General features: G+C 61.3%; 16 protein-coding genes. 13 read left to right on the top strand and 3 right to left on the bottom strand.

What is annotated here, in order from left to right:
* Positions 1-17: 17 nt before the first annotated feature.
* Entirely contained in the window at positions 18-434 is a 417-nt protein-coding gene (locus tag GKKCFE_RS23645; protein ID WP_047230377.1) for a DUF3010 family protein, read from the top strand.
* 267 nt (positions 435-701) lie between these two features.
* Here GKKCFE_RS23645 and GKKCFE_RS23650 read toward each other — a convergent pair whose 3' ends face one another.
* Positions 702-1,661, bottom strand: a complete 960-nt coding sequence (locus GKKCFE_RS23650; RefSeq protein WP_445577163.1) for a GlxA family transcriptional regulator — start codon at positions 1,659-1,661, stop codon at positions 702-704.
* A 168-nt stretch (positions 1,662-1,829) separates the two neighbouring features.
* Here GKKCFE_RS23650 and choX point away from each other — a divergent pair, with 168 nt between their 5' ends.
* The 6 genes from choX to GKKCFE_RS23680 all read left to right on the top strand — a co-directional run bounded on the left by choX (position 1,830) and on the right by GKKCFE_RS23680 (position 7,308).
* Positions 1,830-2,774, top strand: a complete 945-nt coding sequence (gene choX / locus GKKCFE_RS23655) for a choline ABC transporter substrate-binding protein (RefSeq protein ID WP_047230375.1) — start codon at positions 1,830-1,832, stop codon at positions 2,772-2,774.
* A gap of 72 nt (positions 2,775-2,846) precedes the next feature.
* The gene (locus GKKCFE_RS23660; RefSeq protein ID WP_047230374.1) at positions 2,847-3,734 is read left to right on the top strand and encodes a 3-keto-5-aminohexanoate cleavage protein; all 888 of its coding nucleotides are present in this window, start codon (positions 2,847-2,849) and stop codon (positions 3,732-3,734) included.
* A 142-nt stretch (positions 3,735-3,876) separates the two neighbouring features.
* A complete protein-coding gene (locus tag GKKCFE_RS23665; RefSeq protein WP_419417298.1) occupies positions 3,877-4,842 on the top strand; it encodes an L-carnitine dehydrogenase in 966 nt (321 codons plus the stop codon).
* A gap of 162 nt (positions 4,843-5,004) precedes the next feature.
* Positions 5,005-5,481: a thioesterase family protein gene (locus GKKCFE_RS23670; RefSeq protein ID WP_047230372.1), complete on the top strand. Its 477-nt coding sequence runs from the start codon at positions 5,005-5,007 to the stop codon at positions 5,479-5,481.
* Positions 5,482-5,501: 20 nt separating this feature from the next.
* Positions 5,502-6,665 (top strand): gamma-butyrobetaine dioxygenase, encoded by a 1,164-nt coding sequence (locus tag GKKCFE_RS23675; protein WP_445577164.1) that lies wholly within the window; start codon positions 5,502-5,504, stop codon positions 6,663-6,665.
* Positions 6,666-7,044: 379 nt separating this feature from the next.
* Positions 7,045-7,308: a hypothetical protein gene (locus GKKCFE_RS23680; RefSeq protein WP_047230370.1), complete on the top strand. Its 264-nt coding sequence runs from the start codon at positions 7,045-7,047 to the stop codon at positions 7,306-7,308.
* A gap of 96 nt (positions 7,309-7,404) precedes the next feature.
* Here the strand turns inward: GKKCFE_RS23680 and GKKCFE_RS23685 are convergent, their stop codons facing one another.
* Together GKKCFE_RS23685 and GKKCFE_RS23690 are read right to left on the bottom strand one after the other, a co-directional pair.
* Positions 7,405-8,508: a choline metabolism transcriptional regulator GbdR gene (locus tag GKKCFE_RS23685; RefSeq protein ID WP_047230369.1), complete on the bottom strand. Its 1,104-nt coding sequence runs from the start codon at positions 8,506-8,508 to the stop codon at positions 7,405-7,407.
* A 447-nt stretch (positions 8,509-8,955) separates the two neighbouring features.
* Complete coding sequence (locus tag GKKCFE_RS23690; RefSeq protein WP_445577165.1) at positions 8,956-10,332, bottom strand: L-serine ammonia-lyase; 1,377 nt, start codon at positions 10,330-10,332, stop codon at positions 8,956-8,958.
* 422 nt (positions 10,333-10,754) lie between these two features.
* Between GKKCFE_RS23690 and GKKCFE_RS23695 the strand changes: the two genes are divergently transcribed.
* From GKKCFE_RS23695 to betA, 6 genes are all read left to right on the top strand, one after another.
* Positions 10,755-11,702, top strand: coding sequence for a choline ABC transporter substrate-binding protein (locus tag GKKCFE_RS23695; protein WP_047230367.1), 948 nt, complete (start codon positions 10,755-10,757; stop codon positions 11,700-11,702).
* Between the two features lie 66 nt (positions 11,703-11,768).
* The gene (gene choW / locus GKKCFE_RS23700) at positions 11,769-12,614 is read left to right on the top strand and encodes a choline ABC transporter permease subunit (RefSeq protein WP_047230366.1); all 846 of its coding nucleotides are present in this window, start codon (positions 11,769-11,771) and stop codon (positions 12,612-12,614) included.
* On the top strand, positions 12,611-13,789 hold the full coding sequence (gene choV / locus GKKCFE_RS23705) for a choline ABC transporter ATP-binding protein (protein WP_047230365.1): 1,179 nt from the start codon (positions 12,611-12,613) through the stop codon (positions 13,787-13,789). The genes choW and choV overlap by 4 nt, the downstream gene beginning before the upstream one ends.
* Before the next feature lie 310 nt (positions 13,790-14,099).
* Positions 14,100-14,720 carry a transcriptional regulator BetI gene (gene betI, locus GKKCFE_RS23710; protein ID WP_047230364.1) on the top strand — a complete coding sequence of 207 codons (621 nt, stop codon included), beginning with the start codon at positions 14,100-14,102 and terminating at the stop codon, positions 14,718-14,720.
* Between the two features lie 80 nt (positions 14,721-14,800).
* On the top strand, positions 14,801-16,273 hold the full coding sequence (gene betB, locus GKKCFE_RS23715; protein ID WP_445577166.1) for a betaine-aldehyde dehydrogenase: 1,473 nt from the start codon (positions 14,801-14,803) through the stop codon (positions 16,271-16,273).
* A 219-nt stretch (positions 16,274-16,492) separates the two neighbouring features.
* Entirely contained in the window at positions 16,493-18,196 is a 1,704-nt protein-coding gene (gene betA, locus GKKCFE_RS23720) for a choline dehydrogenase (protein WP_188251832.1), read from the top strand.
* The last annotated feature ends 172 nt before the right edge of the window (positions 18,197-18,368 follow it).

Here is an 18,368-nt window from a genome sequence, read left to right on the forward strand (position 1 = left end):
CGAGCAAAGGAATTCACATGAAAATCTGCGGCATCGAAATCAAAGGCAGCGAAGCGATCATTGCCGTTGCCTCGCTGGATCCACAGGCGTTGAGTCACGTCGCGCTGAATACCAAGAAAATCGCCCTGGACGATGATGACGAGGCCGCCAACGTCAAGGCGTTCGCCGCCCAGGTCCGGGCGTTCGTGGTGGATAACGGTATCGACCGCATCGCCATCAAGAAGCGCAGCAAGAAAGGCGAGTTCGCTGGCGGGCCGACCACGTTCAAGATCGAAGGGGTTTTCCAGTTGCTTGAGGGTTGTGAGGTGACGCTGCTGTCGCCGCAGACCATCAATGCGCAGAACAAGAAACACGACTTCGCATTGCCCGCGACGCTGAACAAGTATCAGCATGAGGCTTATAAGGCGGCGTGTTCGGCGCTGGTGAAGAAGTAAGCCTCTTTCAGCCAAACACTGGACTTGCGGCAGTTTTTTGTGTGGGAGCAAGGCTTGCCCGCGATACAGGCGCCTCGCTCTCCCATGCACCGCGCCGCTTTCGTCGCGGGCAAGCCTTGCTCCCACAGAGGTCCGAACGAGCTTGTCGCGATTGGAGCCGGTGAACATGGCGTTGCCCCCCTGCCTCGGTGGTCAACACATGCTTTCATACTCAATTATGGCGACAGGTGTAATTTAGTCGCGAACATAATTGAGTATAAAAGCCTGTCAAACCACCTCCCGCCCATCCCCTTGGCGCCGCCGATCTTCCCGCGGGCACCGTTCAAACCTCGCTCGATAACTGCGGGTGAAGTACGACGGTGATTCGAAACCGCAGGCGATGCTCACTTCCAGCACACTCATGTCGGTCTGGCGCAACAGTTGCCGGGCCTTTTCCAGGCGCAGGCGCAGGTAGAAGTTGCTGGGAGTGTCGTCCAAGTGCAGGCGGAACAGGCGTTCGAGCTGGCGGCGGGTGACGTTGATGGATTCGGCCAGGGCCAAGGTGCTCAGGGGCGGCTCGCTGTGGGTTTCCATCTCGCCGATGACGTGCACCAGTTTCTTGTTGCGAATGCCATAGCGGCTGGCAATTTCCATGCGCTGGTGGTCTTTGCGCGGACGGATGCGGCCGAGCACGAATTGTTCGCTGACCTCAATCGCCAGTTGCGGGCCATGGGCCTGGCCGATCAGGTCCAGCATCAGGTCGATGGACGCAGTGCCGCCGGCGCAGGTGATGCGCCGGCGGTCAATTTCGAACAGTTCCTGGGTCACACTCAGCTGTGGATAAGATTCCTTGAACGCCTCGATCGCTTCCCAGTGCAGGGTTACCCGATGGCCTTCCAGCAGCCCCGCCTCAGCCAGGACCACACTGCCGGTGTCGATGCCGCCCAGGGTGACGCCCTCGTTGTCCAGCCGATGCAGCCAGCGCTCCAACGCCGGGGTCACGAACTTGAGCGGTTCGAACCCCGCCACCACCCAGAGGGTCGCGCCTTTCTTCAATGGCTCCAACGCGGCATCGGCGTTGACCGACATGCCATTGCTTGCCAGCACCGCCCCGCCATCGGCGCTCAACACATGCCAACGGTACAACTCACCGCGAAAGCGGTTGGCGACCCGCAACGGTTCGATGGCCGAAATGAAACCGATGGCCGAAAAACCCGGCATCAACAAGAAGTAGAAATCCTGGGACATGTAGCGCACTCGGTTGGCGGGTAGCGTGCGGTCCTTGATACGCCACAGGTCGCTGCAGTGCAAGAGCGAGTCGCCGCTGTGCGTTTTGCCGGCGGACTGGCTGCGTAACTTGGCATCACCGGCGCGCAGATGCCGGAACCCATAACAAAGACTGCCGAGGAACCCGACATGAAACGACTGATCAGCTCCTGCGTTCTTGCACTCAGCACCACCACCTTCCTGAGTTCCGCTGCGATGGCGGCCGATCCCGCCGCGTGCCAGAACGTGCGCCTGGGTGTGGTCAACTGGACCGATGTCATCGCCACCAGCGCCATGACCCAAGTGTTGCTCGACGGCCTCGGCTACAAGACCAAACAGACCAGCGCCTCCCAGCAAATCATTTTCGCCGGCATCCGCGACCAGCGCCTGGACATGTTCCTGGGCTATTGGAACCCACTGATGACCCAGACCATCACCCCGTTTGTCGAGGCCAAACAGGTCAAGGTCCTGGAGCAACCCAGCCTCAAGGACGCCCGCGCCACCCTGGCCGTGCCGACTTATCTGGCCGACAAAGGGCTGAAGACTTTCGCTGACATCGCCAAATTCGAAAAAGAGTTGGGCGGCAAGATCTACGGCATCGAACCCGGTTCCGGCGCCAACACCCAGATCAAGGCGATGATCGCCAAGAACCAGTTCGGCCTGGGCAAATTCCAACTGGTGGAATCCAGCGAAGCCGGCATGCTCGCCGCCGTGGACCGCGCCGTGCGCCGCAAGGAAGCCGTGGTGTTCTTCGGCTGGGCGCCGCACCCGATGAACGTCAACGTGCAAATGACCTACCTCACCGGCAGCGAAGACGCCCTCGGCCCGAACGAAGGCATGGCCACCGTATGGACCGTCACCGCGCCGGACTACGCGCAAAAATGCCCGAACGTCAGCCGTCTGCTGAGCAACCTGACGTTCACCGCCGAAGACGAGAGCCGGATGATGCAGCCACTGCTGGATCACAAGGACCCGCTCGAATCGGCCAAGCAATGGCTCAAGGATAATCCGCAAGACAAGCAACGCTGGCTCGAAGGCGTCACCACCTTCGATGGCAAGCCTGCCGCCGACAACCTGAAACTGACCAGCAACTGAACAAACGCCATCCATCTGCGCAGCGCCAATCGGCTGCGCAGTGACTCATCACGCCTGTAAGGAACCTGCACCATGAACCACGACGTCATCATCACCTGCGCACTCACCGGTGCTGGCGACACGACCGCCAAAAGCCCACACGTGCCGGTCACCCCGAAACAGATCGCCGCAGCCGCCGTCGAGGCCGCCAAGGCCGGCGCCACGGTGGTCCACTGCCACGTTCGCGATCCGCAGACCGGCAAGTTCAGCCGTGACGTGGCGCTGTACCGCGAAGTGATGGAGCGCATCCGAGAGGCGGACGTGGACATCATCGTCAACCTCACCGCCGGCATGGGCGGCGATCTGGAGATCGGCGGCGGCGAAAATCCCATGGAGTTCGGCCCCAATACCGACCTGGTGGGCCCGCTGACCCGCCTGGCCCACGTCGAGGAGTTGCTGCCGGAAATCTGTACCCTGGATTGCGGCACCCTGAACTTCGGTGATGGCGACACCATTTATGTTTCCACCCCGGCGCAACTGCGGGCCGGGGCCAAGCGCATCACCGAACTGGGGGTCAAGGCCGAGCTGGAGATCTTCGACACCGGCCACCTGTGGTTCGCCAAGCAGATGATCAAGGAAGGCCTGTTGGACAACCCACTGTTCCAGCTTTGCCTGGGCATCCCGTGGGGAGCGCCGGCCGACACCACCACCATGAAAGCCATGGTCGACAACTTGCCGGCGGACGCCGTGTGGGCCGGCTTCGGCATCGGCCGCATGCAAATGCCGATGGCGGCCCAGGCGGTGCTGCTGGGTGGCAACGTGCGGGTCGGCCTGGAAGACAACCTGTGGCTGGACAAAGGCGTGCTTGCCACCAATGGCCAACTGGTGGAACGCGCCAGCGAAATCCTCAGCCGCCTCGGCGCGCGCGTGCTCACCCCGGCCGAGGGGCGCAAGAAGATGGGGCTGACCCAGCGCGGCTAAACCCAACCGACACCTTCCCCTGTGGGAGCGAGCCTGCTCGCGATAGCGGTGAAACAGGCGACTGATGTGCCGACTGACACAGCGCCATCGCGAGCAGGCTCGCTCCCACATTTAGATCAGCGAACCCTTTCAGGAAATCACCATGAGCTTTATCACCGACATCAAGACCTTCGCCGCCCTGGGCAGCGGTGTTATCGGCAGCGGCTGGGTCAGTCGCGCCCTGGCCCATGGCCTGGACGTCGTGGCCTGGGACCCGGCGCCGGGTGCCGAGGCAGCGCTGCGCAAACGCGTGGCCAACGCTTGGGGCGCACTGGAGAAACAAGGCCTGGCACCCGGTGCCTCCCAGGATCGGCTGCGCTTTGTCGCGACCATCGAAGAATGCGTGCGCGACGCCGATTTCATCCAGGAAAGCGCCCCCGAGCGCCTGGAGCTGAAGCTCGAGCTACACGGCCAGATCAGCGCCGCCGCCAAGCCCAATGCGCTGATTGGTTCCAGCACATCGGGACTGCTGCCAAGCGAGTTCTATGAAGGTTCCACCCACCCGGAACGCTGCGTGGTCGGGCACCCGTTCAACCCGGTCTACCTGCTGCCGCTGGTGGAAGTCGTCGGCGGCAAAAACACCGCGCCCGAAGCGGTACAGGCCGCGATGCAGGTGTACGAATCCCTCGGCATGCGCCCACTGCATGTACGCAAGGAAGTGCCCGGTTTCATTGCCGACCGGTTGCTCGAAGCGCTCTGGCGCGAAGCCCTGCACCTGGTCAACGACGGTGTGGCTACCACCGGCGAAATCGACGATGCCATCCGTTTTGGCGCCGGCTTGCGCTGGTCGTTCATGGGCACGTTCCTGACTTACACACTGGCCGGTGGCGATGCCGGAATGCGCCATTTCATGGCTCAATTCGGCCCTGCGTTGCAGTTGCCGTGGACCTACCTGCCGGCGCCGGAGCTGACCGACAAGCTGATCGATGACGTCGTGGACGGCACGAGCGAGCAACTGGGCAGCCACAGCATCTCGGCCCTGGAGCGCTATCGTGATGATTGCCTGCTGGCAGTGCTGGAAGCGGTGAAGACCACCAAAGAAAAGCATGGGATGGCCTTCAGCGAGTAAACCTTGGCTTTTGGATCAGCAGGTCTGGCCCCATCGCGAGCAGGCTCGCTCCCACAGGATTTGAGGTGTGAATGCGATCTGTCTCACCCAGAAGTTCATTGTGGGAGCGAGCCTGCTCGCGATAACGCCAGCCCAGTCACCACAACTGTCGGAACCAGAAACATGCCCACCCTCACCACCTACCAAACCCGCATCCTCCCCGAATGGGTCGATTACAACGGCCATCTGCGCGATGCCTATTACCTGTTGATCTTCAGCTACGCGACCGACGCACTGATGGATCACCTGGGCATGGACAGCCAGAACCGCGAAGCCAGCGGCCACTCGCTGTTCACCCTCGAACTGCACTTGAACTACCTGCACGAAGTGAAGCTCGACGCCCAGGTCGAGGTGCGTACACAGATCATCGGCCACGACGCCAAACGCCTGCATCTCTACCACAGCCTGCACCTGGTCGGCGGCGATAAGGAACTGGCCGGAAACGAGCAGATGCTGCTGCACGTCGACCTGGCTGGCCCGCGCTCGGCGCCCTTCACGGAACAGACCCTGGGCAAGCTCAAAGCCCTGCTCACGGAGCAATCCGACCTGTCGCCGCCGGCCTATATCGGCCGGGTCATCGCATTGCCGCCGGCCCGATAAAACCCGAACAGGAGATCGCCATGAACACCGCCGCCGCTTTTGCCGACTTCCGCCGTTACCCCCTGATCTGTGCATTGACCGCAGTGACGCCCTTGACCGACCGGGTGCAGGTCACCTGGGCCGACGGTCGGATCAGCCCCTTCCATCATCAGTGGCTGCGGGACAACTGCCCCTGCCCGCAATGCGTCTACACCGTGACCCGCGAGCAGGTGCTGGAAATCGTCGATGTACCTGAAGACCTGGCCCCCCGTGCGACCCGTCTCGACAGTGAAGGCTGTCTGTGCGTGGATTGGCAGGACAGTCACCAAAGCCGTTTCGACCCAGGCTGGCTGCGTGCCCATGCCTACGATGATCAGTCCAGGGCTGAACGCTTGGCGAGCAAGCCCAAGCGCCGGCTCTGGCGGCACGATCTGCAACTGCCGGTGTTCGATTACCAGGCACTGATGGACAACACCGATACGTTGTTGCAATGGTTGCTGGCGGTGCGCGACATCGGCCTGACCCAGGTGCGCGGCGTACCCACCGAACCCGGCTCGCTGAAACTGATCGCCCAGCAGATTTCGTTCATCCGCCAGAGCAACTTCGGCGTGCTGTTCAACGTGCAATCCAAGGCCGATGCCGACAGTAACGCCTACACCGCTTTCAACCTGCCACTGCACAGCGACCTGCCCACCCGGGAGCTGCAACCAGGATTACAGTTTCTGCATTGCCTGATGAATGACGCCGACGGCGGCGAGAGCCTATTTGTCGACGGTTTCGCCATCGCCGAGGCGCTGCGCCAGGAAGACCCCGAGGCCTTTGCCGCGCTGTGTGAAATCCCGGTGGAGTTTCGCAACAAGGACCGCCACAGTGATTACCGCTGCCTGGCGCCCATTATCGCGCTGGATGCCCTGGGACAGGTCTCGGAGATCCGCATGGCGAACTTTCTGCGCGGGCCGTTCGACACCTCGGTCGAGCAGATGCCCAGGCTCTACCGTGCCTACCGCCGCTTCATAGCGCTGACTCGCGAGCCGCAGTTCCGCCTGATGCAAAGGCTTGAACCCGGCCAACTGTGGTGTTTCGACAACCGCCGTACCCTGCACGCCCGCAATGCGTTCGACCCGGCCACCGGAGCTCGACATTTCCAAGGGTGCTATGTGGATCGCGATGAGTTGCTGTCGAAGATTCTGGTGTTGCAACGGTAGACCGCGTCATCGTTCATCGCGAGCAGGCTCGCTCCCACAGACCTTGTGCACGACACAGAGCGCCTGTGGGAGCGAGCCTGCTCGCGATAGCGGTCTGTCCAACACCCCATCACCCTCTGATTCACCCAGGCAAAAAAATCCCCGATCAAGCCGTGACTGGATCGGGGCAGTTGCGTTACTGGAGGAGCTGTTGCGCGAGGGTGACCAAACCGTCGTGATTCAGCTTGGGGCCAGTGTGCCCAGTCCAGGCCTGGGCAAGTTAGCCGAAAACGACGCCCCCATAGTCATTCATGACATCGCGACCATTTGCCCTTGCCGCCGCTTCGGCCGGCTACCAGAATCGAGTCACGACCCCAATCCCTGAACAAGGAAAAGCGTCATGATGTACGCCGATTTGATCGACCAGGAAGACCTGCTGGGCCAGCTCAAGGCCCTGGGGCTGCAAATACCCAGCGGCTCCACCGCCGAACAGGCCTGCGAGTGTGCGGTGCGCGGGCTGGACACGGCCCGCGCCAATGAACTGCGCAAGATGGTCAAGGACATGTACATCAGCGGCGCCACCATCCTGCCCGCCGTGCGCCGGGCGATTGATCTGCAGCTGCTGCCGGCTTTGGCGGAGTATCAGAAAAACCAGAACGTCTGAAAAACCTATCGCGAGCAGGCTCGCTCCCACAGTGATTCGGTGTCGATCACAGAATCTGTGGGAGCGAGCCTGCTCGCGATTGACGGCGCCTCGGTCTTAAAGCCTCACACTGGCAAACGTCGACTCATTACGCGCCTGGCTCAACGCTGACAACGGGCCAGACAATGGCGACAGCACCAGCGCCTGTGGCAGCGGCATCATCGCCACCTGCTGCGCGGTGTTGGAGCCGACGCGCTCGTCGCGCGGTGGAATGCCGAAGTATTCGCGGTAGCACTTGGAGAAGTGCGGCGTGGAAACGAAACCGCACACCGACGCCACTTCGATGATCGACATCGGCGTCTGCTTGAGCAGTTGCCGCGCCCGGATCAGCCGCAGCTTGAGGTAATAGCGCGACGGCGAGCAATGCAGGTATTTCTGGAACAAGCGCTCCAACTGGCGCCGGGAGACGGCGACGTACACCGCCAGTTCGTCCAGGTCGATCGGCTCTTCGAGATTGGCTTCCATCAGCGCGACGATTTCCTGCAACTTCGGCTGATTGGTGCCCAGCATGTGCTTGAGTGGCACGCGCTGGTGATCCTGCTCGTTGCGAATGCGCTCATAGACAAACATTTCGGAGATCGCTGCCGACAACTCGCGGCCGTGATCGCGGCTGATCAGGTGCAGCATCATGTCCAGTGGCGCGGTGCCGCCGGAACTGGTGAAGCGGTTGCGGTCGAGGGTGAACAGACGGGTGCTCATAGATACCCGCGGAAAGGCTTCCTGCATTGCCGCCAGACATTCCCAGTGCACACTGCAATCGAAGCCATCCAGCAGACCCGCGCAGGCCAAGGCCCAACTGCCGGTGCAGACCGCGCCGAGGCGCCGGGACTGACGGGCCTGGCTCTGCAGCCATGACACGTGTTCACGGGTGACGGTGCGCTGAATGCCCACGCCGCCACACACAATGACGGTGTCGATGGGCGGCGCTTTGTGCATGGCCGCGTCCGGCGTGATTTGCAAGCCATCACTGGCCCAGACCTGGCCGCCATCAACAGTGAGGGTGGTCCAGCGATACAGCTCACGACCGGACAGCTGGTTGGCCATGCGCAGCGGCTCCACCGCGGACGCCAGGGAAATGAGCGTGAAATTGTCCAGCAGCAAAAAGCCGATGGATTGAGGCGCACGGTTCTGGGGTTGGGCCCCTGAGTTGGACGTCGTCATCGCGGTATCTCCTCACACAAAGCAAGTGATGGCCTCAGGCGGAGGCTCTTTTTATTGGTTGTTGCCCTCGGTCTCTACGCAAGAGACGGGCTTTGCATCGATAGAGCAATTGCCATGCCTAAATTGAATGCGTGTTCAATAAATCCTGAAAACGACATCGCGGCCAGTCTAAATAAGGCACGCGATGAGTGTGGGTTATAGGTGCCATCAGGGGCGGCAGGCACCCGCCACCGTTGGCCGTGAGCAGAACGGTAGCACTTGTGGGAACTGGGCTGCGCCACTTGCGCAACCGGTATCACCACAGGTGCGAATGACGAACGGTCGAGGGACGAACAGCGGTGGGTCCGACAAACGGTGTCATGTCTGTTTGCGACGCGCTAAAAGGTGGCGCGTTTGTGGATCAGTGTGCATTTTGTGAGCGATATGCGATCGCCTCTGGCGAGGAGATCAGCACTCCACCGCACTGACCGCCAGTCCACCGCGCGATGTCTCTTTATATTTGTCATGCATGTCGGCGCCGGTATCGCGCATGGTGCGGATCACCCGGTCCAGAGAGATGAAGTGCTGGCCGTCTCCGCGCAGCGCCATCTGCGCGGCGTTGATGGCTTTCACCGCGGCTATCGCGTTGCGCTCGATACACGGCACCTGTACCAGGCCGCCCACCGGATCGCAGGTCAGGCCAAGGTTGTGCTCCAGGCCGATTTCCGCCGCATTGCACAGTTGCTCAGGCGTCGCACCGAGGATCTCCGCCAGGCCGGCCGCCGCCATGGCGCAGGCCGAGCCCACCTCCCCTTGGCAACCGACTTCGGCACCGGAGATAGAGGCGTTCTTTTTACACAGGATGCCCACCGCCGCCGCGCCGAGGAAGTAATCCACAACGTTGGCATCGGTGACCGCTTCGCTGAATTTCATGAAGTAATGCAGCACCGCCGGAATGATCCCCGCCGCACCATTGGTCGGGGCCGTGACCATGCGCCCACCGGCGGCGTTTTCTTCATTGACCGCCAGGGCGAACAGGTTGACCCATTCCATGGCGCTGAGCGTCGAGCCGATGACATTGGGTTTGCTCAGCTCTTGCAGGCTGCGGTGTAACTTGGCCGCTCGCCGGCGCACATTCAAACCGCCGGGCAAGATGCCCTCATGCTTGAGACCCTGCTCGACGCAATCCTGCATCGCCCGCCAGAGTTTCATCAGGCCGCTGCGGATCTCCTCCTCCGAGCGCCAGACCTTTTCGTTGGCCATCATGAGCTCGGCCACCCGAAGGTTGTGGGTGCTACACAACTGGAGCAGTTCTTCGGCACTGGAAAAATCGTAAGGCAGTTCAGTGACGTCCAGATCCACCACGCCGCTGGACGCCTGGGCCTGATCGACGACGAAGCCACCGCCGACTGAATAATAGGTGTCGCGGTGCAACTCGCCGTGGTCACCCTTGGCCACCAGCGTCATCGCGTTGGGGTGGAACGGCAGGTTTTCGTCGAGCAGGCGCATATCCCGGGACCAGACGAAAGGCACCGGCAGGCGACCGTCCAGCAGCAGGGTCTGGGTTTGGCGCAACAACTCGATGCGCGGGCCAATCTGCGACGGATCGATCGCGTCTGGCCACTCGCCCATCAAACCCATGATCACCGCGTTGTCACTGCCATGGCCGATGCCTGTTGCTGACAACGAGCCGAACAGCTGCACCTCGACCCGACGCACATCGCGCAGCAACGACTTCGCGCGCATCGCTTCAACGAACAGCGCCGCAGCGCGCATGGGGCCCACGGTGTGGGAACTGGACGGGCCGATACCAATTTTGAACAGGTCGAACACGCTGATTGCCATTGCCGAGAACCTCCAGAACAGGCACATCCGGGCGCAGGAGCGCCCGGTGGCGGAGCTGCTACGCTCAACGCCGGGATGCCCGCATCATCCGGCTTTTGCCAGGGCGTTCGACGTCTGACACCGACGCAATCATGCCCACCGACGTCGCCCGCCCTTTGCCCCGGTTTTACGACGTTTTTTGCGTATCAGAGGCCAGCCAAGGGTGAAAAAAATCTGTAAACGACGTCACTGACACTGGATGCGACCCTCCCTGTACTGGATACGACGCACCCTGTAGGCGACAGATTTGCACTGGTACATGATCGGTTACGGCTCGTTTGCAAGGCCGCGTGTCGAAGAGTGCCCACGCGCCACCAACCGCAACCCCAATAAGCGCGGTGGTCCTGACCGGACACCGCCGATAAAACACCAGGAGTCCACCCATGAAAGGTTCCACGCCGTTGTTGTTGGCCGCCATGCTGAGTCTTCCGATGCTGGCCAACGCTGCTGAACCCGCGCAGTGCAGCACCGTCAACTTCTCCGATGTCGGCTGGACCGACATCACCGTGACCACCGCCACCACCAGCGTGGTACTTGAGGCCCTGGGCTACAAAACCAAGACCACCATGATTTCCGTACCGGTGACCTACAAGTCCCTGGCCGACGGCAAGAACATGGATGTGTTCCTCGGCAACTGGATGCCGACGATGGAAAACGACATCAAGGCCTACCGCGAAGCCGGCACCGTGGATACGGTGCGGGCCAACCTGGAGAACGCCAAGTACACCCTGGCGGTGCCCGAAGAGCTCTATAACAAAGGGCTGAAGGATTTCGCCGACATCGCCAAGTTCAAGAAGGAACTGGACGGCAAGATCTATGGCATCGAACCGGGTAACGACGGCAACCGCCTGATCCAGAGCATGATCGACAAGAATGCCTTCGGCCTGAAGGACGCCGGTTTCAAGATCGTCGAGTCCAGCGAAGCCGGCATGTTGTCACAGGTCGATCGCGCCGAGCGCCGCAGCACCGCCGTGGTGTTCCTGGGCTGGGAACCACATCCAATGAACACCCGCTTCAAAATGAAGTACCTCACCGGTGGTGACGAGTACTTCGGTCCGAATTTCGGCCAGGCAACCATCTACACCAATACCCGCAAAGGCTACGTCCAGGAATGCAGCAACGTAGGTCAGTTGTTGAAAAACCTGACCTTCACCCTGGACATGGAAAGCACGCTGATGGGCAACGTGCTTGACGACAAGATGAAGCCTGACGCAGCCGCCAAGGCCTGGCTGAAGAAAAACCCACAGGTACTCGATACCTGGCTCGCTGGCGTGACCACCATTGACGGTAAACCCGGCCTGGAAGCCGTGAAAGCCAAGCTTGCGCAGTAATGCTTTTATGCCGGGCGGGTTCGCTCGTCCGGGCTGTTTATTCCTTGCATGCGGATGTTCACTACCATGCTGATTGATCAGAAAATACCCTTGGGCCAGTACATTGCGGGCTTTGTCGACTGGTTGACGCAACACGGCGCCAACACATTCGATGCCATCGCCTTGTCACTGGAAACGATGATTCACGGCGTGACGTTTGCGCTGACCTGGTTCAACCCGCTTGTCTTGATCGGCCTCATCGCTCTACTGGCGCATTTTATCCAGCGCAAGTGGGGCCTGACGGTCTTCGTTATCGCAGCCTTTCTGCTTATCCTGAACCTGGGTTACTGGCAGGAAACCATGGAAACCCTGGCCCAGGTGCTGTTCGCGACCCTGGTCTGTGTCTTGATCGGCGTGCCGCTGGGCATTGTTGCCGCGCACAAGCCGCTGTTCTACACCATGATGCGTCCGGTGCTCGATCTGATGCAGACCGTACCGACCTTCGTTTACCTCATTCCTACCCTGACCCTTTTCGGGCTGGGTGTGGTCCCCGGTCTGATCTCGACGGTGGTGTTCGCGATTGCCGCGCCCATCCGCTTGACCTACCTGGGTATCCGCGACGTTCCGGACGAACTGATGGACGCCGGCAAAGCCTTCGGCTGCTCCCGTCGCCAACTGCTGTCCCGTATCGAACTGCCCCATGCGATGCCCAGCATCGCGGCCGGTATCACCCAATGCATCATGCTGTCGTTGTCGATGGTGGTCATCGCCGCGCTGGTGGGTGCCGACGGCCTGGGCAAACCCGTGGTCAACGCACTGAACACCGCTGATATCGCCCTGGGCTTCGAAGCAGGCCTGGCGATCGTATTGCTGGCAATCATGCTCGACCGAATCTGCAAGCAACCCGACGCCAAAGTAGGGGGTGACGCATGAGCATAATCCGCTTCGAAGAGGTCGACGTGATCTTCTCCAAAGATCCACGTGAAGCCCTCAAGCTGCTCGACCAAGGCATGACGCGCAACGAAATCCTGAAGAAAACCGGGCAAATCGTCGGTGTGGAAAAAGCCAGCCTGGACATTGAAAAAGGCGAAATCTGCGTACTGATGGGGCTGTCCGGCTCCGGTAAATCCAGCCTGCTGCGTTGCATCAACGGCTTGAACACCGTCAGTCGCGGGAAGTTGTTCGTCGAGCATGAAGGCCGGCAGATCGACATCGCCTCCTGCAGCCCGGCCGAACTGAAGATGATGCGCACCAAGCGCATTGCCATGGTGTTCCAGAAGTTCGCCCTGATGCCCTGGCTTACGGTGCGCGAAAACATCAGCTTCGGCCTGGAAATGCAGGGCCGGCCGGAAAAGGAACGCAAGAAGCTGGTGGATGAAAAACTTGAGCTGGTTGGCCTGACCCAGTGGCGCAACAAGAAACCGGACGAGTTGTCCGGCGGCATGCAGCAACGGGTCGGTCTGGCCCGCGCCCTGGCGATGGACGCCGATATCCTGCTGATGGACGAACCTTTCTCGGCCCTCGACCCACTGATCCGCCAGGGCTTGCAGGACGAATTGCTGGAATTGCAACGCAAACTGAGCAAGACCATCGTGTTCGTCAGCCATGACCTGGACGAAGCCTTGAAGCTGGGCAGCCGGATCGCGATCATGAAAGACGGCCGGATCATCCAGTACAGCAAGCCGGAAGAAATCGTGCTGAACCCGGCCGACGATTACGTGCGCACCTTCGTCGCCCACACCAACCCGCTCAACGTGCTCTGTGGCCGCAGCCTGATGCGCACCCTGGACAACTGCAAGCGCATCAACGGTTCGGTGTGCCTGGATCCGGGCGGCGACTCCTGGCTCGATCTGGCCGAAGGCAACACCATCAAGGGCGCCCGCCAGAACGGCGCGGTGCTGGACCTGCAAAACTGGGCCCCGGGCCAAGCCGTCGAAGGCCTGGGCCGTCGTCCGACCCTGGTGGACTCCAACATCGGCATGCGCGACGCGCTGCAGATTCGCTACCAGACCGGCAACAAGCTGGTACTTCACGATAACCAGCAGGTCGTCGGGATTCTTGGCGACAGTGAGCTGTACCACGCACTGCTCGGCAAAAACCTGGGCTAAGCGAAACCGACAAAAACGCCGCGAGACGATCGCGGCGTTTTTGTTTGGGTGATTCTGAACTGCTGACCAGCTTGACTTGGAATGCAAATCCCCTCACCACAACAGTATTCCAGCTATCAAGCGCATTTGGCCTACATGCCAACCGACGAGTGTTATAAAGACATCCCCAAAAGTCCTCGCCCCGGCAAATAGCGACGACTTGTCATAGAACTTATTTTTGTTGATTGAACGTTCAATCAAAACAAAATAGACTGGCCTTCATTCCGATAGACAACACTCATCCATCGGATGGCCTAAGGAGATGTACCAGATGCCCAAGGTCGGTATGCAACCCATCCGCCGCCAGCAATTGATCGAAGCCACTATGCAAGCGGTCGATCAGGTCGGGATGGGGGACGCCAGCATTGCGCTGATCGCCCGTTTGGCCGGTGTCTCCAACGGCATCATCAGCCACTACTTCAAGGACAAGAATGGCCTGATCGCGGCCACGGCCCAGTACCTGATGAGTGTCCTGAGCGAGAACGTCACTGCACGCCGTCAGGCGCTGGAGGACCCAAGCCCAAGGGCTCACCTGCAGGTGATCATCGAAGGCAACTTCGACGCCAGCCAGGTCAATGGCCCGGCAATGAAAACCTGGTTGGCCTTTTGGGCCACCAGCATGCACCACCCGTCTTTGCACAGGTTGCAGCGGATCAACGATCACCGTCTGTATTCCAACCTGTGTTGCCAGTTCCGCCGCGTGTTGCCCCTCGATGAGGCACGTAGCGCGGCACGGGGCCTGGCCGCGTTGATTGACGGTTTGTGGCTGCGCGGGGCGCTGTCGGGAGACGCGTTCGATACCGCCCAGGCGCACCGGATCGCTTACGAATACATGGATTTCCAATTGGCCAAGGCAGGGGTAACAGAGCACACAGAACCGCTCGGCTCCTGAACCGCCACCGAACCGCGTAGTCAGCTGTAGACGACACGCCCCGGTGGTCAGCCAACCACTCATGCACTTGCGAGGACTTTATGGCCCGTTTCGAACTGCAAAAACTCTACATCGATGGCGCGTACAGCGATGCCAGCGGCGACGCCACTTTCGAAGCCATCAACCCGGCCAACGGTGAAGTACTCGCCCAGGTGCAGCGGGCCACCAAAGAAGACGTCGAGCGCGCCGTGGTCAGCGCCGAAAAAGGCCAGAAAGTCTGGGCCGCCATGACCGCCATGCAGCGTTCACGCATCCTGCGCCGCGCCGTAGAGATCCTGCGCGAGCGCAACGATGAGTTGGCCGCCCTGGAAACCCTCGACACTGGCAAAGCCTATTCCGAAACCCGCTACGTCGACATCGTCACCGGCGCCGACGTGCTGGAATACTACGCCGGCCTGGTGCCCGCCATCGAAGGCGAGCAGGTGCCGCTGCGCACCACTTCGTTCGTCTACACCCGTCGCGAACCCCTGGGCGTGGTGGCCGGCATCGGCGCGTGGAACTACCCGATCCAGATCGCGTTGTGGAAATCGGCACCGGCCCTGGCAGCTGGCAATGCGATGATCTTCAAGCCGAGCGAAGTCACCTCGCTGACCACCCTGAAACTGGCCGAAATCTACACCGAAGCCGGCGTACCAGCGGGGGTGTTCAACGTGCTGACGGGCAGCGGCCGTGAAGTCGGCACCTGGCTGACCGAGCACCCGCGCATCGAGAAAATCTCGTTCACCGGCGGCACCGACACCGGCAAGAAAGTCATGGCCAGCGCCTCGAGCTCGTCGCTCAAGGACGTAACCATGGAACTGGGCGGCAAGTCACCGCTGATCATCTTCGACGACGCCGATCTGGATCGCGCCGCCGACACCGCGATGATGGCCAACTTCTACAGCTCCGGCCAGGTCTGCACCAACGGCACCCGGGTGTTCGTGCCGAGCCATCTCAAGGCAGCTTTCGAAGCCAAGATCGCCGAGCGCGTGGCACGTATTCGCATCGGCAATCCAGAAGATGAAAACACCAACTTCGGGCCGCTGGTCAGCTTCGCCCACATGGAAAGCGTGTTGGGCTACATCGAGAAAGGCAAGGCCGAGGGCGCGCGCCTGCTGTGCGGCGGCGGTCGTTTGACTGAAGGCGAATTGGCCAAGGGCGCGTTCGTCGCCCCGACCGTGTTCACCGATTGCACCGATGATATGACCATCGTGCGTGAAGAAATCTTTGGTCCGGTGATGAGCATCCTCACCTATGAAACCGAAGAAGAAGTGATCCGCCGCGCCAACGACACCGACTTCGGCCTGGCCGCCGGCGTCGTGACCCGCGACCTGAACCGCGCGCACCGGGTGATTCATCAGCTCGAAGCCGGCATCTGCTGGATCAACGCCTGGGGCGAATCGGCCGCCGAAATGCCGGTCGGCGGTTACAAGCAATCGGGCGTGGGCCGGGAGAACGGCATCAGTTCGCTGAACAACTTCACCCGTATCAAATCGGTACAGGTCGAACTGGGCGATTACGCGTCGGTGTTCTGATCTGACATGAGGCCTTGAGTGAACGCCGTTGTGGCGAGGGGATTTATCCCCGTGGGGCTGCGTAGCAGCCCCCTCCCCAAGGCCCCCCATTCTTCAGACAAACCCAGTCGCTGATTTACGACTGCTGCGCAGCCGAACGGGGATAAATCCCCTCGCCACAGGTTGCGCGGCGTCAAGGCAATCGCGACCTGAACCCAATTCAAAAAGAGGGTGCATTTCATGTCCCAAGAATTCGATTACATCATCATCGGTGCCGGTTCGGCCGGTAACACCCTGGCCACCCGCCTGACCGAAGACGAAGGCGTCACCGTCCTGCTGCTCGAAGCCGGTGGGCCGGACTATCGCCTGGATTTCCGCACGCAAATGCCCGCCGCCCTGGCGTTCCCGCTGCAGGGTCGTCGCTACAACTGGGCCTACGAGACCGACCCGGAGCCGCACATGAACGGCCGTCGCATGGAATGCGGTCGCGGCAAGGGCCTGGGTGGGTCTTCGCTGATCAACGGTATGTGCTACATCCGCGGCAACGCCCTGGACTACGACAATTGGGCCAAGCTGCCGGGCCTGGAAGACTGGGCCTACCTGGACTGCCTGCCGTATTTTCGCAAAGCCGAAACCCGCGACATCGGCCCGAACGACTACCACGGTGGTGACGGCCCGGTCAGCGTGACCACGCCCAAGGCCGGCAACAACCCGCTGTTCCATGCCATGGTCGAAGCCGGCGTTCAGGCCGGTTACCCGCGCACCGAAGACCTCAACGGTTATCAGCAGGAAGGTTTCGGCCCGATGGACCGTACCGTCACGCCCAATGGTCGTCGCGCCAGCACCGCGCGCGGTTACCTGGACGTGGCCAAGAAGCGCTCGACACTGACCATCGTCACCCATGCCCTGACCGACAAGATCGTGTTCGAAGGCAAACGTGCGGTCGGCGTGCGTTATCTGGTGGGCGCTGCTGAAGAGCGCGTCGAGGCCCGCGCCCGCAAGGAAGTATTGCTCTGCTCCGGCGCCATCGCCTCGCCGCAGATTTTGCAACGCTCCGGCGTCGGCCCGGCCAAACTGCTGGAAAGCCTCGACATCCCGGTGGTCCATGACCTGCCAGGCGTCGGTGAAAACCTCCAGGACCACCTGGAGCTGTACCTGCAATACGCCTGCACCCAGCCGGTTTCGCTGTACCCGTCGCTGCTCTGGTACAACCAGCCGGCCATCGGTGCCGAATGGCTGTTCAACGGCACCGGCATCGGCGCCAGCAACCAATTCGAGGCTGGCGGTTTCATCCGCACCCGCCCGGACTTCGATTGGCCGAACATCCAGTATCACTTCCTGCCGGTGGCAATTAACTACAACGGTAGCAACGGCGTGAAGGAACACGGTTTCCAGGCACACATGGGCTCGATGCGTTCGCCAAGCCGTGGCCGGATCCAGGCCAAGTCCAAGGACCCGCGCCAGCACCCGAGCATCCTGTTCAACTACATGGCCACCGAGCAGGACTGGCAGGAGTTTCGCGACGGCATCCGCCTGACCCGCGAGATCATGCAGCAGCCGGCGCTCGACCCGTTCCGCGGTCGCGAAATCAGTCCGGGCATCGAGGTGCAGACTGACGAGCAGTTGGACCAGTTCATCCGCGAGCACGCCGAAACCGCTTTCCATCCGTCCTGCTCGTGCAAGATGGGCACCGACGACATGGCGGTGGTGGACGGCGAAGGCCGCGTCCATGGCATGCAAGGGCTGCGCGTGGTCGATGCCTCAATCATGCCGATCATCACCACCGGCAACCTGAATGCGCCAACGATCATGATCGCCGAGAAAATCGCCGACAAGATCCGTGGCCGCCAGCCACTGCCACGCAGCACCGCGCCGTACTACGTGGCCGGCGACGCGCCGGTGCGCGGCAAGCCGTTGCGTGAAGTGGGACCAACCGCCCAGTAAGGCGCTGCACCGCCATCGCGAGCAAGCTCGCTCCCACAGGGGGATGGGTGGTGGACGCAAATTTTGCGATCACCCAAGTTCCACTGTGGGAGCGAGCCTGCTCGCGATGGCGTCCGGCCTGACACTCCATATTCCCATCTGCCTTGATCCCTCCCCCGCCCAGGCCTAATCT

This window comes from Pseudomonas sp. E141, assembly GCF_052659885.1.